Origin of the sequence: Francisella philomiragia subsp. philomiragia ATCC 25015, assembly GCF_000156715.1 — a bacterium.
GTDB classification, from domain to species: domain Bacteria; phylum Pseudomonadota; class Gammaproteobacteria; order Francisellales; family Francisellaceae; genus Francisella; species Francisella philomiragia.
The window spans coordinates 1-22367 of the sequence record NZ_DS999311.1; the positions used below are offsets into that span (position 1 = coordinate 1).

The window sequence follows — 22367 nt, forward strand, 5'->3', positions numbered from 1 at the left end:
CAATAAATCTGCTAAGTCTAAACACCTCCACCTCTGTTAATCTAATTACTTATATTAATATACATATCTGCTGCATTAACGATTTGATTTATCTAACTTTGGCGATTAGTAATATTATAAAATACAACGCAAAACAAATAATAAAGAGACTTAAGCATTAGATATAATCTCTACTTTTTTATAAATCTGTACATGAGAAATTAGGCAATGCAACACTCCCAATTAAAAAACGCACAGGTGCAGCTTAAAAAATAGTAATAGAAATATATTATATATAAAATTTCAAGGTCAAGTTTTGATTAGATTTAGATATAGACACTTCTAAACCTAAATGACTCTTAACCTCAAAGAAAACTAAAAATACAGTTATCACAATTACTCACTAAAAGATATATCTACAACATACCCCAATTATTAGCTTTTGGCTAATTGCCCCTATATAAGAATACTAATCTAACACCGTATTTACTTAGCACAAATATTAAAACACTCTCTATACCGTCAACTTCACAAAGTCCAATAAAAGTGATACACAAAAATTTAAGACATAAAAAAAGCGACCTAAGTCGCTTTTTATTTAGTGGTGGGTGCTGAGGGGTTCGAACCCCCGACCCTCGCCTTGTAAGGGCGATGCTCTCCCAGCTGAGCTAAGCACCCGATTTTGAAAAGATCGAAAACTTTTTTGATGGCGGAGAGGAAGAGATTCGAACTCTCGATAGGGTTTAACGCCTATACTCCCTTAGCAGGGGAGCGCCTTCAGCCGCTCGGCCACCTCTCCTAAACCATGTGAGAGGATATTATATATACATATAACAATGTGTCAAGAGTACTCGTATCATTTTTTTACACTAACTATTATTTTTTACTAATATATTACTAAACAAAATTTTGAAAAAACTTTATAATACAACCATTACTTTAAACATACATAAATTATATAAGTATTTTTATTATGAGAAAAATTCTAGTTACTAATGCACTGCCATATGCAAATGGCGATCTTCATTTAGGCCATATGCTTGGATATATACAGTCAGACATTTGGGTTAGATTCCAAAAACTACAAGGTAATGAATGTATATTTGTCTGTGGCAGCGATACACACGGCACTCCAATAATGCTTAAAGCTAAAAGCTTAGGTATCACACCAGAAGAACTTGTTGAAAAATACTCAAACAATCACCAAAAAGATTTTTTAAGCTTCGAAATTGAGTTTGATAATTATCATTCAACTCATAGTCCAATAAACAAAGAAATTGTTGAAGATATCTACGGTAAGCTGAATGCTCAAAAACTCATATCAAAAAAAGAAATAGCTCAAGCGTATGATCCTGAAGCAAAGATGTTTTTACCAGACAGATTTGTAAAAGGTACTTGTCCAAAATGTAAGACTGAAGATCAATACGGAGATAGTTGCGAGGTTTGCGGTGCAACTTATGATCCAACAGAACTAATAAACCCAAAATCAGTAGTATCAGGAAAAGCACCAATACAAAAAAATTCTGAACACTTCTTTTTTGATTTACCCTCTTTGGAAAAAAATATCAAAGATTGGATAGAATCCAACAAACTACTCCAACCAGAAGTAGCTAACAAACTAGCAGAATGGTTTGAGCAAGGCTTACAAAGTTGGGATATCTCGCGTGATGCTCCATACTTTGGTTTTGCAATCCCAGGTACAGATGAGCAAAAATTCTTCTATGTCTGGTTAGATGCTCCGATGGGATATATTGCAAGTTTTAGAGATTACTGTGACAAAAACAATGTTGATTTTAATGAATTTTGGGGAGATAACTCTTGTGAAAGCGAGCTTTATCATTTTATTGGTAAAGATATTATTTATTTCCATGCATTATTTTGGCCAGCAATACTATCATCTACAGGCTACAAAACTCCTACAAGTGTCTTCGCAAACGGATTCTTAACCGTAAATGGCAAAAAAATGTCAAAATCTCGCGGTACATTTATTCAAGCCAGAACATATCTTGACAATCTAGAGCCTAGTTACTTAAGGTACTACTTTGCCTCTAGACTAACATCTCGTATAGATGATATAGATTTAAACCTTGAAGAATTTGTTACCAAATCAAATTCAGATATAGTTGGTAAAGTAGTAAATATAGCAAGTCGTTGTGCTGGCTTTATATACAAAAAATTTGATGCCACTTTAGCTAACGAAGTCCTTGATAAGGAATTGGAAAAAGAGTTTGCCAAAAGTCATCGCGCAATCACAGAAGCTTTTGAGAAAAGAGAATTTGCACATGCTGTAAGACTAATAATGACCTTAGCTGATAAAGCAAATCAATTTATAGACCATCATAAACCATGGCAACTAGCAAAAGAAGAAGGACAAGAACAAAAAGTTCATCAGGTATGCTCACAAGGAATTAATATGTTTAAGGTACTTGTTGCTTATCTTAAGCCGATTGTACCATCTATTGTTAAAAATGCCGAAATTTTCTTAAATATAGAGCTATCAAAATGGCGTGATGCTCCCGTATTCCTAAAATCTCACAAGATAAACAAATTCAAACCATTAGCAACTCGTATTGAAAAAGAAAAAGTAGACAAGATTTTAGAGGATACAAAAAAAATGTTAGAAAATGAACAAAACCAACAACCCAAAGAAGAACCTAAACTAGATATCGCTGCTGAATGTACTTTTGATGATTTCATGAAAGTTGATTTACGCGTAGCTAGAATTGCTGAAGCCTCACATGTTGAAGGTGCAGACAAACTACTTAAGCTAACATTAGATCTAGGCGGTGTTACAAAACAAGTATTTGCAGGTATAAAATCAGCATACAAGCCAGAAGATTTGGTAGGCAAACATACTGTAATGGTAGCGAACTTAGCTCCTAGAAAAATGAAATTTGGAATGTCAGAAGGTATGGTTCTAGCAGCTGGTGATGGCAAAGGAATATACATACTAGAACCGCATGAAGGTGCTCAGCCTGGTATGCGTGTTAAATAAGCTAAGTATTTAGTAATGAAAAAATCGTACTATAATATTTTAATAATTTTTCTATTATTCTTTTTAGCATTATTAAATTATATTGACAGATCTACTCTAAGTATTGCAAATACAGAAATTGCTAATGCTTTTAATATAACACCAACAGAAATGGGAATATTATTATCAGCATTTATGTGGCCGTATGCTATCGCTAGTCTACCGGCGGGATACATGGTTGATCGTCTTGGTGTAAATAAAGTAATGCTAATAAGTATGATTGCATGGTCTGTAGCTTGTGTATTAGGAGGCTTAGTAATAGGATTTTATTCAATATTACTAACACGGATATTGCTTGGTCTCGCAGAAGCACCCTTTTTTATAGTCGCTACTAGAATAATACAACATCGTTTTCCAAGTTCTCAAAGGGGGCTAATGTCATCAATAGTAGCTCTAGGTCCTAGATTAGCTAACATCCTAGCACCATTAATCCTAGTTGGTTTAATGCTACTGATAGATTGGCGCGGTATGTTTATTTTGTTAGGTATTATCGGATTGCTAGCTGCATTAGGTTGGAAACTTCTACATACAGAAGAAACTATTGAATGTAGACCAACTTACAAAAAGACTCAAAAGGTTTCTATCTCTGATGCACTAAAGAATAAGAATGTAGTTTTTTTATGTATAGGAAATCTATGTTCATCTTACGCTTACTGGTTATTCCTAACATGGTTACCTTTTTATTTTATTAAAGTAAAACACCTAAGCCTTTCTCAAATGAGTATAGCAACCTCTATATCTTTTATTTCAGGAATTGCTTCAGTAATGTTAGGCGGTATAGCATCCGATATTATGATAAAAAAAGGATTTACAGCAGTATTTTCACGATTAACACCTATAATCATCGGATGTCTAGTTGCATCTATAGCAATCTTAGTGCTACCATTTATAGACAACATCTTTATTATAGTATGTGTAATTAGTGTTACTATTTTCTGTTTGGGGCTACGGATATCTCCAACATGGGCATTAGTTGCTGATATCTCTCCATATAGCTTAGTAGGAACAATTGGTGGATTACAGAATTTTGCTAATTTTGTTGGTGCTGGACTTGCCCCGCTTATTACTGGGATAATACTACAATCAACAAATGATAATTTTATGTTCGTATTTATATTTAGTGGGGTTATTTGCTTATTTGGCTCATTTATATATATGCTTATTCGTAATAGTAGAGTTCAAACTTAAACGATTTAGTACTCTATCACCTTCACTCTACCTTTAGTTATATTTGTTATTTCTTCTAAGAAGATAGATTTTTCGGATGTACATATCTTGATAACTTTGGATATCAAATTAGAATAGTTCTCCTTTATAATCTGAATATTATAGCGATTTAGTAGATTATCGACATTTGCTGTTTCTGAGTAATCATATTCTATTAAAATTTCACTCTGCGGCTCTACATCGATAATTTTGGCTAAAGCCAAGCCTTCTCTAGCGGCCTGCCCATACGCTCTAACAAGTCCACCCACACCAAGCTTTGTCCCCCCAAAATATCTTACGACCACAACCAAAACATTTGATATATCAAGACCTTGAATATGTGAAAGTATTGGCTTACCCGCAGAACCATTTGGCTCACCATCATCACTAAATCTAAGCTGATTATTATCTACCAAAGAGTATGCCCAGCAATAATGATTAGCTCCAGGATAAATAATCTTTGTATTATCTATTGCCTCTAGCACTTCTTCGTGACTAGCTACCTTGTAGACAAAAGATATAAAGCGAGATTTTTTTATTGGTGAAATTTCAAACTCTAAATTTTCAAATATAGTTTTGTAAGAGTTCATATTAACTATCGTATTAATGTTCAATATCTATGACATCTAGGATTAGAGATCTATTTCTCCAGCACCTTGTCTTAAAATCTGATATGGCAACTCAAGCATTTCCACAACTGTAGTTGACTCATAACCACAATAATCCGACTCTATAACTACATCTATATAATTCATAACTTCATCATCAATAACTGAGCAATCGGTAACAACATGATCTTGCCCAGGTAAAATAAAGCTCCCAATCACTAATGGTTCACCAATTTCTGCTGATATTGCCTGAAGAGCATAATGCTCACTTACCCTTATACCAACTGTATTTTTAGATTTAGTAACCAATAGTGATGATACCTTTTTTGTTGCATTTAAAATAAAAGTAAAAGGTCCTGGTGTATATCTTTTTAGAATTCGATAAGCGCTATTATCAACTTTTGCATATTCAGATATTTCAGATAAATCCTTACAAGATAAAGTAAAATTATGTTTTCCGTCTAATTCACGTATTTTGATGATCTTATCTATAGCCTTTTTTGATTTCATCCTACAAGCTAAAGCATATCCTGAATCAGTTGGTACAGCAAGAACACCATCACTATCCAAAATATTAGCTATCTCTTTTAATTCAGCAACATTATTACCATAACTATATAGTTCAATTAATTTCTTCATTATCTTAACAACAAGAGTTATACTTTTATGACATTATACAACACTTAACATTAATACAAATGAATAAAATGATTAATGATTTGCTACCAGCAATCGTATTTTTCACAGTTTATAAGGTTTATGATATTTTTTATGCTACTGCTGCATTGATTATAGTTACAGTTGCTCAAGTAATTTGGGAGTATATTGCTCATAGAAAAATTGCTAAAGCACAAATTTTAATAGCTGTACTTGTTGTAGTATTTGGCGGAGCAACTTTATACTTCCATAATGAAGAATTTATCAAATGGAAAGTTAGCATAATCAACTGGCTAATAGGAATTGGCTTGATAATATCAACATACACCATGAAAGAAACTCCAATGCAAAAAATTCTCAAAGAAACCGTTGAGTTAAAAAGACATAAATGGAGAGAAATTAATAATATGTGGGGCGCTTATTTTACAGTATTGGGAACTCTTAATTTATTTGTTGCTTACTTTTTTTCAACGAATATATGGATGAACTTCAAACTTTTTGGTCTTCTTGGTATAACTTTTATTTTCTTAATAATTCAATCTATTTATTTATCAAAACATATCAAAAGATAATTTTAACATTTAATTTGCATTGGAATAATTATCAACTGTATAATTGACACATTACAACAATATATAAATAATATGAATCAGGAAAGCTTAAACATAAATAAAGAACCAAATCCAGCAAATAGGATCTGTAAATATCGCAATATATTTGGATGTATTTGCCTAATTGCTATACTAGCTATATTTTTTATTACTGAATTAGCTATATTAGTTGGTATTTTTTTGACTTTCGCAGCCTTTTATATATTGATAGCTGGATGTGTAGCTGCCTATCTAATATATCTAGGAATAATGAGATTATCAAAATATCTCAAAGAAAAAAAATAATTTTACTCTACTTTAACTAATCCTGCTGCATAGGTACGCGCACCAATTAGACCGACATCCGTATTCATAATTATATGAACAGGAAAATCTTTCATCATACTAGACATTCTACCTTTATCTCTAAACTTCTCTAAAAACTTACTTTCTTTGATTTGTTTAATAAGTCTAGGTGCAATACCTCCAGCAATGTACAACCCTCTAAAAGGTAAACTGGATAATGCTAAATTACCTGCTACTGATCCATATATACTTAAAAATATATCTATAGTTCTCAACGCAGAGGGTTCTCTATGCTCTATAGCATACTTAACAATAACTGCTGCTTTATCAGAATCTGATACGCTAAATAATTCTCTTCGTAGCGATTGACACTCTGGCTGATCATATAAAGGATTACGTACAACATACTTATATATATTGAAAATGCCATAGCCACTGCAAAATCTCTCTGGTGAGATTCGATGAAAAGTTCTACGCATAAATCTAAAGAGTTGAATTTGCTCATCATCAACTGGTGAAAAGTCAACATGACCGCCTTCTGTTTTGTACACTCTAGGATTATGATCTTTATCATAACTAACTAGACACATACCTAGACCTGTACCAGCACCGACTACAGCACATAATGTTTCATCATCTTTTTTACCGTCTTGAAGAGTAATGAGATCTTTTTCTCTATCTAAAGATTCTATACCATAACCTATAGCTTCAAAGTCATTTATAACTTTGACTTTACTTTTATCTATCCCAAGGCCTTCTGAGATATACTGCTCTGAGACTAACCATGGTAAATTTGTTACTTGAACTTCTCCATTTGCGACAAATCCAGCAACAGCAAGACATACAGAATCAATCTGCCCCACTAGATCAACTTCTAGTAAAAACTTATCAATAATATCAGACAAACAATTAAAGTTTGCTCCTTTATATTTTCTAATAGCAATGCTCTGTGTTAAACCATCTTCTAGAAGAGAAACCTCTAACCTAGTATTAGTTCCACCGATATCTCCAGATAATATATACATAGTCACACTCCCTTATTTAATGGTATCTTGCCAATACAAATACTTGATATTCTGCTATAATGAAATTATATCTTAATATTATGATTTTAGTTTAAATGTCTAAAGAAAATAAAACAACAGATTTCGGTTTTACAGAAGTACCTTGGGAAGAAAAACAAAAAAAAGTTGCCGGAGTTTTCCACTCTGTAGCAGCTAAATATGACTTAATGAATGATTTAATGTCTTTTGGTATTCACCGTATCTGGAAAAAACAAACTATCTCAAAGACTGGGGTGCGCAAAGGAGACAAAGTCCTTGACTTAGCAGGTGGAACTGGTGATTTAGCATATAAATTCTGTCAAATGGTAGGCTCACAGGGTAAAGTAGTTTTAAGTGATATCAACTCATCAATGTTAGAAGTGGGTAAAGAGAAACTTACTAATAAGGGATGTGTCGGTAATATCGAATATGTTCAAGCTAATGCTGAATGTCTTCCATTTCCTGATAATTATTTTGACTGTATAACAATATCTTTTGGTTTAAGAAACGTAACTGACAAAGCTAAAGCCTTAGCATCAATGTGCAGAGTACTAAAACCAGGTGGAAGATTACTAGTACTAGAATTCTCAAAACCCATAGTACCTATGCTGTCTAAGGTTTATGATGAGTATTCTTTCAAAGCCTTACCTTTTTTAGGCAAAATCATCACTCAAGATGCTGAAAGTTATAAATATCTCGCTGAATCAATCCGCAAACATCCAGATCAAGAAACACTAAAGCAAATGATGTATGATGCTGGTTTTGATAATGTTGAATATCAGAACATGACTGGTGGAATCGTAGCTTTACATATCGGATATAAGTACTAAGATGATTCAAATAATAGATAGGGCCCTAATATTATTATCTAAACTTGACCCACAAATGAATAGTTTGCTGCTACCCCTTAATAACAAAACATTAAGGGTAGAGATTACTGATATTGATTTTTCGGTTACATTAAAAGTCGAAAAATCAAAAATCAATGCTACTGATGAGCATTCTAAAAATGTGCTAAAAGGTAAACTGGCTTATATACTTGAACTGATATTTAACAAAAATCTTCAAGAACTTATAATTGCCAATAAACTTGATTATCAAGGTAGTCTTAAAGACCTAAATGAGTTTAATAAGTTTATAAGTGCTATTGATATTGATTTAGTTTATAAAATATCTGAGATTACTAGTCCAGAATTTGCAGCAACGATAGCGAAACCTTTTACTAAAGCGAAAGAATACCTTAGAACATCACGCCAAGAAACTATAGTTGATATTAAAGATTTTTTAACTGAAGAAAAGAGAACATTAATATCACAAAATGAGATAAATATTTTTTATCGTCAAGTTCAAGAGCTAAAACAGGCTACTGATAGAATAGAAGCTAAACTAAACTTATTACAGAGCTTATACAATGATTAGAAAATTTCTAAGACTTATATATATTTTTTATATTATAAATAGGTACTGCCTTCTCAATGAACCAATCCGAGCAACTAAAATAAGAAGTCTTAAACTTATACTTTTGATAAATCCATTTTACTACTCTCCAAGAGTACGCAAGCTAGAGCACGGCGTACGCATAAGAGAGGCGTTAGAGAAGCTTGGACCTATATTTATTAAGTTTGGACAAGCGTTATCTGTGCGTGCTGATCTGCTTCCTCCTGAAGTAATAAAAGAGGTCTCTAAACTTCAAGATAATGTGCCACCGTTTGATAACGATATTGCAGCTCAACAGATTGAAAAGGCTGCAAAAAAACCAATAAATAAGATATTCAAAAGTTTTGAAAGCACCCCGCTAGCCTCTGCTTCAGTTGCCCAAGTTCATGGTGCAGTACTTCAAAATGATGAAAAAGTTGTAGTTAAAGTATTGCGACCAGGTATAGAGAAAATCCTAAAACTTGATACTTCTCTGATGCTTTTCTTTGCAACACTACTTAGCAAATTAAAAGAAATTAAGCGTTTCAAGCCTGTTGAAATTGTCAAAGAAATTAATCAAAGCTTCTTTGATGAACTTGATCTAGTACGCGAAGCATCTAATGCATCTCAAATACGCAGAAACTTCGAGGGTTCAACGATACATTATGTACCTAAGATATATTGGGAATATACTAGCTCTACAGTAATGGTTATGGAACGTGTCAGTGGTGTCAGAGTATCTGATATCGAAACTCTCGATGCTCTAGGGGTAGATCGCCGTTTATTAGCACAGCGAGGTGTGGAAATATTCTACTCTCAGGTGTTTGATGATTGTTTCTTTCATGCTGATATGCACCCTGGTAACATGTTTATCGATGTCACAAACCCTGCAGATCCAAAATACATATCTATCGACTTTGGTATTGTTGGTACACTTAATCGTGATGACCAGCGCTATCTAGCAGGTAATTTTCTGGCATTTTTTAAACGTGATTATCGCAAGGTAGCTGAGCTACATATAGAGTCAGGCTGGGTTCCTAGTGATACACGCGAAGATGTATTGGAATCTGCCATCAGAACAGTTTGTGAACCTATATTTGAGAAACCCATGAAAGAGATTTCACTGGGTTATACCTTGATGCAACTCTTTGCTGTTGCTCGTCGTTTCAATATGAATATACAACCTCAACTTACATTATTGCAGAAAACTCTATTTCATGTTGAGGGTCTTGGGCAAAAACTATGCCCAGAACTTAATATATGGGAAACATCTCGTCCAATATTAGAGAAATGGATGAAAGAGCAAATGGGATTAAGAGGTTTTTATCATCGTTCGTTAGAAAATATGCCTAGAGTTAGTGATAAACTACCAGAGCTGCCACGTATGGTATTTGATATACTACAGCAGACACAAATTAATCTAAAAGCAACCTCTCCTAACCAAATTACTAGTGATACTCAAGAGCCAAAGAAAAAGCATCGATTTGCATTAGGCGTAAGTATTGTATTAATAGCTACAGGCGCTATTGCAAGTGTAACTAAAGATACTAGCTCCCTGATTAAATTACAGGATTTAATTACCACTCATAGTACAACCATATTGATAGCAGGTGTTGTTTGCTTGGCTTATTATATTTTCAAAAAGGAGAAATAAATGTCTGATTGTATTTTTTGTAAGATTATCACTGGCGAGATTCCATCAAAGAAAGTTTATGAAGATCAAAATGTTTTTGCTTTTCATGATATCAATCCAGCTGCTGATACTCATGTTTTAGTTATTCCAAAGAAACATATAGCTAGCCTAAATGAACTAACTGAAGAAGATGAAGAGCTTATGGGTAAATTTATGTTAAGTATACCTAAGGTTGCTAAGCTGCTTGGTTTAAAAGGTTTTAAAACTGTTTTTAATACAGGTAAAGAAGGCGGCCAAATGGTTTTTCATATTCATGCTCATATACTAGGTGGTAGAATTAAACTAAAACTTCCTGAATAAGCCTTACTCAGCTAATATCATCACTGGTGGTGGAAATGAGCTACTTGAGAAACTATTTAGTTCATGCAAACCACTAGCAAAGCTCACATTTATTAAGCCCATAACTGAAACTACTACTAATACTAATTTTTTCATTTTGATATCCTTTTATATCATCTCATAATTTGTTGAAAGTATTATTACAAAACCACACCCGTTTGTTAAATATATTGACTTTATAATATTTATAACATTTTCTTATAGTAAATAATTCATCAGAAAGAAAAATGTCATTCTACGACTTGATCGTAGAATCCAAGTTTAAAACTCATAATAAGTGGATCCTATGGTCAAGCCATAGGATGACAAAAATAGTTTCAAAAGTTATTCGGATTAGCTACATTGCAGACTTCTTATTCTGGACGCACTAGTGTAACTATAGATATCTTATCAATTTGGCTATCCTTAGAAATAGTTTCAATAAACTCTCTAATCGTTGCCCCTGTTGTCAAAACATCATCAAATAACAATAAATGCTTAGCTATAATAGGTTGATTAAGCTGGAATACTCCCTTTATCTGTGAAGCTCTTTTCTGTTTAGATGACTTAGCTTGTGATTTTGTATATTTGATACGCGAATAATTTGAAAACACTGTTTTAATATCTATATATTCTGCCAATTTACTAGCAATTAGCTCAGACTGATTAAATCCTCTATAGATATATCTAAACCTATGTATAGGTACTACAACAATGGCATCAACATCAGCGAAGTATTTATCGCCCATCTTATCCCACCATTTCTGCATAAGCTTACTGAACACCTGCATTACTAACAAATCTTTTTGAAACTTAAACTTTTGCAATAAATATCTAACTTCTGTAGTGTAACTAAGTAGATGATAGTAATCATACTCAATATCAGAATCTAACTTGTACTGCTGTGTATTCAAGTCTTCTTCTAGATTATGTAAACAGTAATTACAAACTATATCTTCTGCTGACTGTCTACATAATAAACAATTCTGAATAGAGAGTATTTGCAGTATTTTTGTTATAATCTTCATACAAATATGTTATTGCGATCACTTATGTTTAATTATAATCTCTTCTTAAATAGAATATCCAACAGAAAGTTATATCGACAATCTTTTATTAAAAATGAGATAGCCCATAGACTACTCAAAAGACTTGACTTCATAAAGCTTAATCCATCAGATATCTTGACAACTGGGTATTGTGATGATGATTATTTAAACAGTTTACAAAGTCGCTTTCCTAATGCAAGAATACATAAAAACCAAGATAAGATCCAATCTTTCGATATAATTATATCAAATAGTATTATCCATCTAACCGATAATTTAGCTCAAGAATTAGATGACTACTATGAGCTACTAAATGATGATGGTATCCTGTTATTTTCGACCTTTGGCGATAAATCTTTTGCTACCATGAAAAAGGCTTTTGCAACTATTAGTAAGTCAAAGCATACAAATGATATGATAGATCTTCTAACATGGGGTAATACCCTACAAACTAGCAGATACAAAACTCCTGCTATCGAATCAGATCTTATTACATTTACTTATGAGAATACTAATACTGTCTTTGAAGATATTAGACATCTTAATGAGCCTCTAGCAGATACAAATATGCATACTTGTTTGACTGGTAAAAATATGTGGAATACTTTTATTAAAAAATTTAAGCAAAACCTACAATTAGAAATAGAAGCTCTATATGGTTATGCAGTTCGAAAGAGTGAAAATAATAATACTGCTCCACGTGCAAACCCTAATAGAATAAGTCTAGATGAGCTCAAAAAGCAAATAACTGAATTTAAGAAAAACTAATACACTTCTAAAATTTTACAAACATTTAACAATACAAGATAGACATAGATGAAAGCTGTTGCCAGTCATAATCAGGGCATTTTGTAGGTTTTTTAAGTGGCTGACAGTAGGTTCTCCATGTACCACCACCATAAGTCTTCATTATTAAACATTTTTTATAGCGCTTTTGCTCCCCATCTAATAACCCAACTGTTGTAATTTGCTCTATTGGATAACCATCCTTTAGCTTATACCTAAAATTATCTTTCTCATCTTCATCTATATCATTAAAAGACTCTTCAATATCCTTAGGCGTACTGATACTTTCAATAAGTCCATCATAATTTTTTGGCTTATAATCCTTATCATAGTTTTCAACATTTTCATTTATATAGTCACCTGAAGATTTTTCTGAATATGTATTATAAGATTTATCAAATTTCTCATCCACTTTCTGAATTTGATTACTATTAACTATATCACTTGCTTTACTCAAAGTATTACTTGCTGTACTTTTAATAAACTCGTCTTTTTCTTTTTTAGACTTTTCTTCTAACTCTTTATTAAAAGCATCAATCTTTTTTTTAGTTTCAGATGGCGCACTATCAGCTAAAATAGCATTCGCCTCAGCAATTAATTTATCATAATCATCATCACTAGTATCTACAAGACTACTCAACGCATCTCCATAATCATTTGCTTGGGGGGCATTATCTTCAGTCTGTGTTGTCATGTTCATTGAAGCTTCATTGCTAGAAACATCTGGTGTTGTAATTGCAGAATCAGTATTTACAGATGTTTTTTTGGCATAGTCTCGTAAAGGATTATAATTTGTATCCACATCAACTGCTTGATTAGATTTAGCTGTAATAGTATCGGCAAAAGAACTACCAAAAAATAAAGATACCATAACAAAATAAGATAAAATCTTTATTTTCATAATTAATCAAAAATATTATTCCTAAGCAAAGTATATTAGATATTAAACATATAAAAAAGAGCTTTCAACGAAAGATACTAAATAACGATTTGCTCCTCATGCAATTCGATATTATAATGCTCTAAAATTTGTTGTTTTATAAACTCAATAAGTTGTAGTATATCTTGTCCAGTTGCATTATCGTTATTAACTATAATTCCACCATGCTTAAGCGATATTTGTGCGCCGCCAATTTGCTTACCCTTAAGCCCTAGCTCCTCGACCATAACACCTACTGGCACATTTGCTTGAGGTCTTTTAAACACGCTTCCCGCAGTTGGCTTTTGAGGTAGATTCAATAATCTACGTGAATAAATATCATCAAGCTTTGCTTTAATATCCTGCTTAGATTTCGGCTCAAACTCAAACTCTGCCGATAGTATACAAATATTCTTAAGATACTTAAACATAGAATATCTATAACCATACTCTATATCTTCTTTGAAATATTTTTTTATTTGTTTAGTCTCAAGATCTAAGACTGTAACACTTTTGATATAGGTATATATTTCATCCCCATAAGCTCCAGCATTCATGATCAATGCACCACCGACACTAGCTGGAACATCATAAAAAGTCTCTATACCACTTAAACCTGCATGATAAGTTGCTAAGGCAAGATCTTGCAACAAAGCACCTGCCTGCACATCAAGACAATTACCTCTAATAGTATACGAGTTAAAATTCTTACAAAAAACCACAAATGCAACATCATCATAATACTCTTTTGAGAAAATAATATTACTACCATTACCAAGGAAAAATACTTGATTATGCTTATTTATGATTTCTAACAACTGCTGTTCATTACTTGGAAAATAAACATGTTTAGCGTAAGATTTGATACGATATGTATTATATTGCTCTAAAGATATATACTCTGACATTTGCTACCTAAATATTATCATCTATAATCTCAATCTGCATAAAATGAGACATATTTTCTACAAGATTATTATACCCTCTAAAAATTTGATGAGCATTGTTAATAATCGAAAACTCATTCAATAATGAACCTGCCATCAAACAAGCCATGCCTGCACGCAAATCTTTGACACTCATAACAGCAGGACGTATATTTCTCAAATCATTAACAGGATTGATCTTTATTAGATTATTATCTATCGAGATATTAAAACCCATCTTACGAATTTGATACACATAATTAATGCGCTCAGGATATACAGTATCCTGAATAGTGCTTGAGCTATTTGCCATAAATAGCATAACTGCATATATTGGCTGTAGATCAGTAGGAAAATGTGGAAAAGGTGCAGCAATTATATCTTCACCTTGAATAGAGCTTTCTTTACCAAAAAACTTAATACTACGACTAGCCTGATCATACTCCCACTTAGCTCCTATACTAGTAAGCTTCTCAAGAGGTTTTTCGATACTATAAGTATCATGAGTATTGATATTTGTGATTGTGACATTTGTTTTATACAGATATGCCATAGCTGCATAAGTCATTGCTTGGATGCGATCAAAGATTATCTCAAATTCACATCCAGATAGTCTCGATACACCTATAATTCTAATTTTTCTACTATCGGTATCAAAATAAATATTAGCTCCACATTGATTTAGATAATCAATTAAAGTAACAACTTCCGGTTCTAATGCAACATTCTCAAGCACAACTTCTGAGCTACCTATAACAGCATACATGACTAAATTCATAGTTGCTCCAACAGAAGGAAAAGGCATCTTAAACTCAGCATCTTTTTCTTCTTTATAGATAACATCTATATAATCATCAGCTAATTTAACCTCAGCTCCTAAAGCCTCTAAACCATTAAGATGGATATCAAACGGTCGCTTCTCACTAAAGCTACATCCACCAGGAAAACCAATCCTTACACGACCTTTTTTCTTCAGCATAGAGCCTAAAAGCATCAGTGAACATCTAGTCTTTGATGTCATCTCACCACAAAGCTCTAAAGGCTCATTTGAGATAAGGCTAGTATCAATAGTTACACACTCTCCTTTCTCAACAACCTTAGCTCCAACATTTTCTAATATTTCTTTAGCTCCTTTATAGTCTAAAAGAGTTGTAGGTACATTAGAAAATTTAGTTTTAGTATCAGGAATCAAAGCCGCAAAGATCAAATGCAGAAGAGCATTTTTTGCACCACTAATATTAATCGTTATTTCATCAGCAATTTTATTTAGTTTTTTTACTCTTACTGCCTTCATCTTTTGTTCTCTTATTTTTTCTATCTGCAAAAGGATTTTCTGACTGCTTAAATTCAAATACTATAGGAGTACCACGGAAATCTAAAGCTTCTCTGAAGAAATTTTCTAAATATCTCTTATATGAGTTAGGCAATCTATTAACTTGATTACCATGTATGACAATAACTGGAGGATTATGTCCACCAACATGAGCATACTTAAGTTTGATTCTAAATTTGCCAACCATAGGTGGTGAATGTGCCTCTACTGCAAGTTGCATCAAACGAGTAGCATCTGCTGTAGTTATTTTTTTATTCGCACAAGCATATGCAGTATCTATAGATTCAAACACATGGCCAACATTTGTACCGTGCAATGCTGAAATAAAGTGAACATCAACATAGTCCTCTAAGAAAAATAATTTTCTCTTCAAATCCTGTTTAACTTGATTACGATCTTCTTCAGTCATGCCATCCCATTTATTTATAGCTAGTACCAATGCTCTACCATTTTTGATAGCGAAATGTATCAAACTTAAATCTTGATCTGAAATTCCTTCCCTAGCATCTACTACTGCCACTACAACATTTGAGTCTTGTATCGCCTGTAGAGTTTTAATTACTGAGAATTTTTCTAGAGTTTGCTTTACTTTGCCTCTTCTACGAACACCTGCTGTATCAACGATTGTATATTTATGTCCATGACGCTCAAATGGAATACTAACACTGTCAATAGTAGTGCCGGGCATATCAAAAACTACAACCCTATCTTCTCCAAGCATCCTATTTGTAAGAGTAGATTTACCCACATTAGGACGTCCAATAAGCGAGAAATGTATACCATGACGCTGTTGTTCTTTGTGTTCTTGAGTTTGAGTATAATCCCGATAAAACTCATTCAAAGGCTTCTTAAGAAACTTATCAAGTAATTTTTGAGTATTTCTTCTATGAGCAGCTGATACTGCAAAAACCTTATCAAACCCAAGCTCATAAAATTCTGCCATCGCTGACTCTTCTTCAACACCATCAACTTTGTTTACAACCACAACAACTCTTTTGTCCTTTTGACGCAAAAGATTCGAAACATACTCATCTCCAGATGTCAAACCTGACCTGCCATCAACGACAAAGAAAACTAAATTTGCTTCATCTATAGCCATCTGTGACTGTTTTGCCATAAACTCATCAAAGCCAGCATCTTGATCTGATATACCACCTGTATCAACTACAAGATAACCTAAATCATCATACTTAGCTTGACCATATTGACGATCACGAGTTACTCCCTCAAAATCAAAGACCAATGCATCACGAGAATTCGTCAAAACATTAAAAAGTGTAGATTTACCAACATTGGCTCTACCAACTATTGCAACTAAAAAAGACATAATTATTCTGTAATCTTAAATATTATAAATTTATAATCAATCTTACTCTATTTATCGATTTTTATAAAGCTAAAGCTCATATTAAACATATACTGATAAATCTATAGTAAATGTATTCATTTTTTGACCATTATATAAACTTTGCCAAGAATACTCTGGACCAACCAAGACATTATCATCAAACAAAGACCTTTGTGTAGATATCAAGATTTGATCTTTAATACCAGAAGCAGTCTTGAATGTTCCCACACCTGCAGATAGAGGCATAGGTATATTATCGGCATTGTATGAATGCCCATAACTGGCGTTAATATTTTGCCCCTTACCAAACAACTTCATAGTATAAGCCGCCTGTACCGTAAATGCCCCCGCATAAGCATTACTATAACCATTATACTGAGTACTTTGTGTTGTAGTCGTAGCCCAACCAGCACCAAGATTTAGACTACCAGGCAAAAAAGGTACACTCTGAAAACTTATCGCAGTATCAATATTAAACTCACCTACACGGTTATTTATAAAATTAAATCGACTATTAGCACCTCTGATATCATGCATATAGCCTAAGTTAAAACCAATCTGAGCTAGATTTTCTATTTTCACAGCATCGAAATATGCCAATGAAAAAGTAGCATGATTTTCTGAGTTTAAAAGCGTAATGTTTGAGTTAGAAGTATCTCCACGAAAGTTAATAGCAGCATTGGTTACCCTATTTGGTCTAAACATATTAGCAGTGATACTATTTGTCCATGGTCCACCACCACCATATGAGCCAACAGAAGGCCTATACTTACCAACAGATACAAACATCGGTGTTGTATCAAGATTACCAAAAATAACAAAACCATCCTGAAGATCATAATTATTATTCTGATCAGCAGCAAAATCCATATTAACAGTTACAAAATGACCAAGATTTGCCAAGAAGTATAGTGTCGCGCTAGTTAAGTATATATTCTCGCCATTACCGTCAAAGGTTCCGCCAGATCTTGTAGTTATATTACTACCATTCCATGTCTGAGCATCTGCTTGAATAAATCCACCAAAGAAAATTGCATAATCATCAAAAAAAGCTCTTTGTTTAAGAATACTTGATGCAAAAAGGTTACTAGGTAACTGTCCAATCGGTACGGTGTTGTTACTTGAGAACGAACCAACATAAGTAACCTCACCTTGTGTAGTAATCTTAACTTGATCACCAACATCGACCTGATCACTATCGCTACTAGCAGGAGCTCCGATAACCATTTGCTCTTGCAGATATTGCTCTCTAATTTTTACATTTTTATCAAAATCACCAAATTCAATATTCGTATTTTTTTGTTGAGAACCCAACCCAACAGCAACTTCGCTGTTCTCTTGTTTATTTAAATTATTAATTTCTGCTTGTAATGATTTAATTTGATTAGCAAGTTGCTCAACTTCTTGCTGACTTAACTGCTGTTGCTGATCAAGATGCTGATTTTGATCGTCAGCATAAGATATACTAAAAAATAAAAATATTAATACGACAGCATATATATTTTTTTTAAACATTCATAAAATATTTTATACGTATACTGACATATCCAGCGTTATAGTATTCATATGCTCGCCGCTATACAATCTTTGATAAGAGTATTCTGGACCAAACAAGACATTATCATCAAAATAAGCCCTGTTTCCACTTATAATAAACTGCTCTTTAATTCCAGTTGCTGTTTGACCAAATGATGGTGAAGCATTTGAAGTACTCATTGGAATAGCTTGAGCATTATAAGACTGACCATAAGTAACGTTAAAGGTAGTATTTCTACCAGCCAACACCGTACCATAGTTAAGACTTCCATACCATGCCCCAGCCAGCACATTACCTGTGCCAACACCATTAAACTCTTCTGAGTTTGTTGTACTTGCCCAACCAGCTGCAATCTGGAAAATACCTCCCCAGATACTATACGCTAAGTTTCCATCAACGTTTAAAGCACCCACTGTGTCTCCTGCACGGCTAAGTGCTTTCAAAGAATCTTGGATGTTACCATTTTGAGCCCCAGCAATATTATATACATAACCAACGTTAAAACCTGCCGCCAAATTTGGTGTCCAACTATCTGCATAAAACACACCAGTCGAGAAGTTAGCATGCTTATCATCTGAACCAAATACAGCAACTGCAGCGTTCCATACACTATCTTTATAGTTAATAGAAACGTTGGTAGGTGATCCCGGTGCCAAGAAACTTGTGATACCACCAGTCCAAGATCCACCACCACCATAAGAACCAACTGTCAGTTTATTTCTACCAGCTGTAACAAAGAATGGCGACGTATCAAGATTACCAAATATAACAAAAGCATTACCCAAACCAAAGTTTCCAGACTCATCTGTATCAAAGTCAAACTGCGCTGTCACATAGTGACCTAAATTTGATAAGAAGAATAGTTTAGCATTTGTCAGATATATGTTCTGCCCATTACTAGAAAGTCGATTATTACTAGGATCCCACTTAGAAATACCACTACCAAACCATGCTTGAGCATCTGCCTCGATAAAGCCACCAAAGAATACTGAATAATCATCAAACTTTTCTCTTTGGCCTAATAGCGTAGATGCAAAAAGGTTAGAAGATATCTGCCCAATAGGAATACTGTTGTTACCAGAATATGAACCTAAATAAGTTACCTGACCCTGTGTTGTAATTGCAGGACCACCACCAACGTCAATACCTCCATTTGAGCTAAAGATACCTCCAGCAGGTTGATCGCCTAAATTAACTATTGAATCACTAGCACTTACATTTTGCATAATATCAGATGGATTACTATCTGATACTAGAGCTTTACTTAAATCCCTACCTTCTCCATTGCCACCAAGAGAGCCGGCATTACTATTGCCATCTACTTTTGAACTGTAAGTCGTAAATGATGACTTACCATTAGAAGTATTCTTTAAACCGCCGCCATCTTGTGATTTTAATTGTTGCAACTGACCTTGAAGCTGCTGAACTTGTCTTTGTAAACTTAGTAGCAACTCTCTTTCGTTAATATTACCGCTAGACTGCTGTGAAGAATCTACTGTGGATGAAGACTGACTTGCATTACTTTGAGATGCTTGGCCAAGACTTTGATCTCCGATACTTGTCGCTCCTAATGGACCACCTTGTGAGACTACTTGAGGAGAGTCTTCAGAATAAGCATAACCATAGCAAGCTAGTAAGCTGCCAACCAACATACAAGTTTTTTTCAATCTACTTACCACAATGAATCTTCCTCTAAAAAAAATTTAACCAGCGACACAGAAAAATCTTCTTGAGAATAGCATAATCTTATAGCTAGTTTCAACAATTTTTATGCATTAAAATCAGATAGTGTTTATCAATTTTAGATAGGCATGTATGGCGCGTATGTTGGCGTCCATGAAGATAAATTGATTAATCTCTCCACCTCACTATCAAACTCGCTTTCTGTAAGGTCTTCTAGGTCAACATCAACACCGTGAACATTTTCTAAAATAGCTTGCTTAGCTACTGCTTTTGTTATCTCCTTCGTCACCTCTACCAAGTCAGATATTTTAGCAAGTAACGGTTGAGTTATATCCTCATTGATAACCATAGGTGAAAGTTCACTCAAACGATAACAAGCTGCTCTTATCATACCTTTAGTTAGCACTCTAGCGTGTACTGCAACTGAACCTAAGCCTAAACCAGGGAATATAAACGCATTATTACCCTGAGATATACGATACTGACAACCATTATAAGTAACATCTGGAAACGGGCTACCCGCTGCTATCAATGCTCTACCTTCTGTCCATTTGATAATATCTTCAGGTAATGCTTCACATAGTGATGTAGGATTAGACAAAGGCATAATAATTGGATAATTATTATTTTTAGCCATAGTCTTAATAATCTCTTCAGTAAATGATCCAGGTTGACCAGATGTTCCGATCAAAATATCACATTTAGTATTTTTTACGACTTCCTCTAAGGTTATATAACTTGGGTCTTCAATTTTCCAGCTATCAATCTCTTCACTAGATTTAACAAAAGGTTTTTGCTCTGGAGTAATCCTCTTAGCTCTTAATTTATCACAAATCAAACCATATCTATCAACCAAATAAATACTCTTCATAGCCTCCTCTATAGAGACTCCCGCTCTATCTGATATCACATCAGCGAGCTGTCTTGCGATACCACAGCCTGCACTTCCGGCACCAAATACAACTATTTTGATATCACATATACTGCTTAGAGCTTCTTCAACTGTTAACTCGCCTACTGCTATTCTTTTGCCATTTGCCGTCTTAACAGCAGCTATACAATTTGCAGCAGCAACAATGCCTGTACCTTCTATATCATCATTAAACGTACACAGCTTATCTTTATACTTTTCCAGAATACGAGTAGCATTATCACGTCCTAGATCTTCCCAATGCAAGAAGACATTAGGGAATCTTGCCTTAACTTGAGTTACAAACTCATCAATAAACTCGTCATAAGTCTCACCTGATACTCTAGGTAATCTAATGCCTAGATAACCTTGAGCATTCAACAATGAATCATTATTTGTCCCCATATCAAGCTGAACTGGTAATACTCTAGCTGGATCTATACCACTAGCAGCAACATATACCATGATCTTACCAATGCTAATATTCATACCACCGATACCTTGATCGCCTATACCAAGAACAGCTTCACCATCTGTAACAAGCACTAAGTCAATACTGTTGTACTCATATCTTTCTAAAATCTTAGCAATGTGTTTTTTGTGACTTATAGACAAGAAAAGTCCACTCTGCTTTCTAAAAGAACTACTATATTTTTGTACCGCTTCACCCACAGTAGGTGTATATATAATCGGCATTATTTCTTCAAGATTTTCTCGGACAAAGTGATAAAAAAGTGTTGTATTTAGATCATGCAGTCTATTCAAAAAAACATACTTCTCTAGTGCGTTTGGCTTAAGCTTCAACTGCCTCTTTACTCTAGCTGCCTGTTCATTAAGACTCTCAACCTTCTCAGGAAGATAACCAATAAGATCAAAAGCAATTCTCTCCTCTTGACTGAAGGCAACATCTTTGTTTAAGACACGGTTATTTAATAATTGCCTACCCGTAAGATTCGTTTCGATCGCAAAAACCTTACCAATTTTATTTCTTAATTTTCTAATTCTTTTTTCACCTGCCATGACTAA

21 protein-coding genes and 2 tRNA genes are annotated in these 22367 nt (G+C 33.8%); 9 read left to right on the plus strand and 14 right to left on the minus strand.

Annotated features, from left to right (window positions below):
• Window positions 1-581 precede the first annotated feature (581 nt).
• Both FTPG_RS00190 and FTPG_RS00195 read right to left on the minus strand, forming a co-directional pair.
• Window positions 582-657: transfer RNA gene (locus FTPG_RS00190), tRNA-Val, on the minus strand.
• Window positions 658-686: 29 nt separating this feature from the next.
• A tRNA-Ser gene (locus FTPG_RS00195) sits at window positions 687-778 on the minus strand.
• Between the two features lie 174 nt (window positions 779-952).
• Between FTPG_RS00195 and metG the strand changes: the two genes are divergently transcribed.
• Window positions 953-2974, plus strand: a complete 2022-nt coding sequence (gene metG / locus FTPG_RS00200) for a methionine--tRNA ligase (RefSeq protein WP_004286385.1) — start codon at window positions 953-955, stop codon at window positions 2972-2974.
• Window positions 2975-2989: 15 nt separating this feature from the next.
• Window positions 2990-4201 (plus strand): MFS transporter, encoded by a 1212-nt coding sequence (locus tag FTPG_RS00205; RefSeq protein WP_004286386.1) that lies wholly within the window; start codon window positions 2990-2992, stop codon window positions 4199-4201.
• Window positions 4202-4206: 5 nt separating this feature from the next.
• On the opposite strand, the gene FTPG_RS00210 is transcribed toward FTPG_RS00205, so the two are convergent.
• Both FTPG_RS00210 and FTPG_RS00215 read right to left on the minus strand, forming a co-directional pair.
• Window positions 4207-4809: a YigZ family protein gene (locus FTPG_RS00210; protein WP_004286387.1), complete on the minus strand. Its 603-nt coding sequence runs from the start codon at window positions 4807-4809 to the stop codon at window positions 4207-4209.
• 42 nt (window positions 4810-4851) lie between these two features.
• A complete protein-coding gene (locus FTPG_RS00215) occupies window positions 4852-5466 on the minus strand; it encodes an L-threonylcarbamoyladenylate synthase (protein WP_004286388.1) in 615 nt (204 codons plus the stop codon).
• Window positions 5467-5525: 59 nt separating this feature from the next.
• Between FTPG_RS00215 and FTPG_RS00220 the strand changes: the two genes are divergently transcribed.
• Both FTPG_RS00220 and FTPG_RS00225 read left to right on the plus strand, forming a co-directional pair.
• A complete protein-coding gene (locus FTPG_RS00220; protein WP_004286389.1) occupies window positions 5526-6056 on the plus strand; it encodes a septation protein A in 531 nt (176 codons plus the stop codon).
• A gap of 72 nt (window positions 6057-6128) precedes the next feature.
• On the plus strand, window positions 6129-6380 hold the full coding sequence (locus FTPG_RS00225; RefSeq protein ID WP_004286390.1) for a hypothetical protein: 252 nt from the start codon (window positions 6129-6131) through the stop codon (window positions 6378-6380).
• 2 nt (window positions 6381-6382) lie between these two features.
• Here FTPG_RS00225 and glk read toward each other — a convergent pair whose 3' ends face one another.
• Window positions 6383-7405 (minus strand): glucokinase, encoded by a 1023-nt coding sequence (glk, locus tag FTPG_RS00230; protein WP_004286391.1) that lies wholly within the window; start codon window positions 7403-7405, stop codon window positions 6383-6385.
• Between the two features lie 95 nt (window positions 7406-7500).
• Between glk and ubiE the strand changes: the two genes are divergently transcribed.
• From ubiE to FTPG_RS00250, 4 genes are read left to right on the plus strand one after another with little or no spacing between them, the layout of a single operon-like run.
• Window positions 7501-8253: a bifunctional demethylmenaquinone methyltransferase/2-methoxy-6-polyprenyl-1,4-benzoquinol methylase UbiE gene (gene ubiE / locus FTPG_RS00235; protein ID WP_004286392.1), complete on the plus strand. Its 753-nt coding sequence runs from the start codon at window positions 7501-7503 to the stop codon at window positions 8251-8253.
• Window position 8254: 1 nt separating this feature from the next.
• Window positions 8255-8842 carry a ubiquinone biosynthesis accessory factor UbiJ gene (locus tag FTPG_RS00240; RefSeq protein ID WP_004286393.1) on the plus strand — a complete coding sequence of 196 codons (588 nt, stop codon included), beginning with the start codon at window positions 8255-8257 and terminating at the stop codon, window positions 8840-8842.
• The gene (ubiB, locus tag FTPG_RS00245; protein WP_004286394.1) at window positions 8835-10493 is read left to right on the plus strand and encodes a ubiquinone biosynthesis regulatory protein kinase UbiB; all 1659 of its coding nucleotides are present in this window, start codon (window positions 8835-8837) and stop codon (window positions 10491-10493) included. The genes FTPG_RS00240 and ubiB overlap by 8 nt, the downstream gene beginning before the upstream one ends.
• Window positions 10494-10832 (plus strand): histidine triad nucleotide-binding protein, encoded by a 339-nt coding sequence (locus tag FTPG_RS00250; RefSeq protein WP_004286395.1) that lies wholly within the window; start codon window positions 10494-10496, stop codon window positions 10830-10832.
• 3 nt (window positions 10833-10835) lie between these two features.
• Here the strand turns inward: FTPG_RS00250 and FTPG_RS09925 are convergent, their stop codons facing one another.
• Together FTPG_RS09925 and FTPG_RS00255 are read right to left on the minus strand one after the other, a co-directional pair.
• Window positions 10836-10967, minus strand: a complete 132-nt coding sequence (locus tag FTPG_RS09925; protein WP_267906353.1) for a hypothetical protein — start codon at window positions 10965-10967, stop codon at window positions 10836-10838.
• Window positions 10968-11224: 257 nt separating this feature from the next.
• Complete coding sequence (locus FTPG_RS00255; protein ID WP_004286397.1) at window positions 11225-11878, minus strand: ComF family protein; 654 nt, start codon at window positions 11876-11878, stop codon at window positions 11225-11227.
• A gap of 24 nt (window positions 11879-11902) precedes the next feature.
• Here FTPG_RS00255 and FTPG_RS00260 point away from each other — a divergent pair, with 24 nt between their 5' ends.
• Window positions 11903-12667 carry a methyltransferase domain-containing protein gene (locus tag FTPG_RS00260; protein ID WP_200150464.1) on the plus strand — a complete coding sequence of 255 codons (765 nt, stop codon included), beginning with the start codon at window positions 11903-11905 and terminating at the stop codon, window positions 12665-12667.
• A 25-nt stretch (window positions 12668-12692) separates the two neighbouring features.
• Here the strand turns inward: FTPG_RS00260 and FTPG_RS00265 are convergent, their stop codons facing one another.
• The 7 genes from FTPG_RS00265 to FTPG_RS00295 form a co-directional block, all read right to left on the minus strand.
• A complete protein-coding gene (locus FTPG_RS00265; RefSeq protein ID WP_035722034.1) occupies window positions 12693-13586 on the minus strand; it encodes a hypothetical protein in 894 nt (297 codons plus the stop codon).
• Between the two features lie 77 nt (window positions 13587-13663).
• Window positions 13664-14512 (minus strand): UDP-N-acetylmuramate dehydrogenase, encoded by an 849-nt coding sequence (gene murB, locus FTPG_RS00270; protein ID WP_004286399.1) that lies wholly within the window; start codon window positions 14510-14512, stop codon window positions 13664-13666.
• Window positions 14513-14519: 7 nt separating this feature from the next.
• Entirely contained in the window at window positions 14520-15824 is a 1305-nt protein-coding gene (locus tag FTPG_RS00275; RefSeq protein WP_035722037.1) for a UDP-N-acetylglucosamine 1-carboxyvinyltransferase, read from the minus strand.
• Window positions 15793-17190 carry a ribosome biogenesis GTPase Der gene (der, locus tag FTPG_RS00280; RefSeq protein ID WP_004286401.1) on the minus strand — a complete coding sequence of 466 codons (1398 nt, stop codon included), beginning with the start codon at window positions 17188-17190 and terminating at the stop codon, window positions 15793-15795. The genes FTPG_RS00275 and der overlap by 32 nt, the downstream gene beginning before the upstream one ends.
• An 81-nt stretch (window positions 17191-17271) precedes the next feature.
• Window positions 17272-18726, minus strand: coding sequence for a DUF3573 domain-containing protein (locus FTPG_RS00285; RefSeq protein ID WP_004286402.1), 1455 nt, complete (start codon window positions 18724-18726; stop codon window positions 17272-17274).
• Between the two features lie 12 nt (window positions 18727-18738).
• Window positions 18739-20427, minus strand: a complete 1689-nt coding sequence (locus FTPG_RS00290; RefSeq protein ID WP_035722040.1) for a DUF3573 domain-containing protein — start codon at window positions 20425-20427, stop codon at window positions 18739-18741.
• Window positions 20428-20549: 122 nt separating this feature from the next.
• Window positions 20550-22361, minus strand: coding sequence for an NAD-dependent malic enzyme (locus FTPG_RS00295; protein ID WP_004286404.1), 1812 nt, complete (start codon window positions 22359-22361; stop codon window positions 20550-20552).
• Window positions 22362-22367 lie beyond the last annotated feature (6 nt).

Coding starts and splice junctions, on each gene's coding strand:
- metG (WP_004286385.1), top strand. CDS start 953: ATGAGAAAAATTCTAGTTACTAATGCACTGCCATATGCAAATGGCGAT.
- FTPG_RS00215 (WP_004286388.1), bottom strand. CDS start 5,466: ATGAAGAAATTAATTGAACTATATAGTTATGGTAATAATGTTGCTGAA.
- FTPG_RS00255 (WP_004286397.1), bottom strand. CDS start 11,878: ATGAAGATTATAACAAAAATACTGCAAATACTCTCTATTCAGAATTGT.
- FTPG_RS00220 (WP_004286389.1), top strand. CDS start 5,526: ATGAATAAAATGATTAATGATTTGCTACCAGCAATCGTATTTTTCACA.
- FTPG_RS00275 (WP_035722037.1), bottom strand. CDS start 15,824: ATGAAGGCAGTAAGAGTAAAAAAACTAAATAAAATTGCTGATGAAATA.
- FTPG_RS00210 (WP_004286387.1), bottom strand. CDS start 4,809: ATGAACTCTTACAAAACTATATTTGAAAATTTAGAGTTTGAAATTTCA.
- ubiB (WP_004286394.1), top strand. CDS start 8,835: ATGATTAGAAAATTTCTAAGACTTATATATATTTTTTATATTATAAAT.
- FTPG_RS00250 (WP_004286395.1), top strand. CDS start 10,494: ATGTCTGATTGTATTTTTTGTAAGATTATCACTGGCGAGATTCCATCA.
- FTPG_RS00285 (WP_004286402.1), bottom strand. CDS start 18,726: ATGTTTAAAAAAAATATATATGCTGTCGTATTAATATTTTTATTTTTT.
- murB (WP_004286399.1), bottom strand. CDS start 14,512: ATGTCAGAGTATATATCTTTAGAGCAATATAATACATATCGTATCAAA.
- FTPG_RS00295 (WP_004286404.1), bottom strand. CDS start 22,361: ATGGCAGGTGAAAAAAGAATTAGAAAATTAAGAAATAAAATTGGTAAG.
- FTPG_RS00265 (WP_035722034.1), bottom strand. CDS start 13,586: ATGAAAATAAAGATTTTATCTTATTTTGTTATGGTATCTTTATTTTTT.
- der (WP_004286401.1), bottom strand. CDS start 17,190: ATGTCTTTTTTAGTTGCAATAGTTGGTAGAGCCAATGTTGGTAAATCT.
- FTPG_RS09925 (WP_267906353.1), bottom strand. CDS start 10,967: ATGAAAAAATTAGTATTAGTAGTAGTTTCAGTTATGGGCTTAATAAAT.
- FTPG_RS00240 (WP_004286393.1), top strand. CDS start 8,255: ATGATTCAAATAATAGATAGGGCCCTAATATTATTATCTAAACTTGAC.
- ubiE (WP_004286392.1), top strand. CDS start 7,501: ATGTCTAAAGAAAATAAAACAACAGATTTCGGTTTTACAGAAGTACCT.
- FTPG_RS00205 (WP_004286386.1), top strand. CDS start 2,990: ATGAAAAAATCGTACTATAATATTTTAATAATTTTTCTATTATTCTTT.
- FTPG_RS00260 (WP_200150464.1), top strand. CDS start 11,903: ATGTTTAATTATAATCTCTTCTTAAATAGAATATCCAACAGAAAGTTA.
- FTPG_RS00225 (WP_004286390.1), top strand. CDS start 6,129: ATGAATCAGGAAAGCTTAAACATAAATAAAGAACCAAATCCAGCAAAT.
- glk (WP_004286391.1), bottom strand. CDS start 7,405: ATGTATATATTATCTGGAGATATCGGTGGAACTAATACTAGGTTAGAG.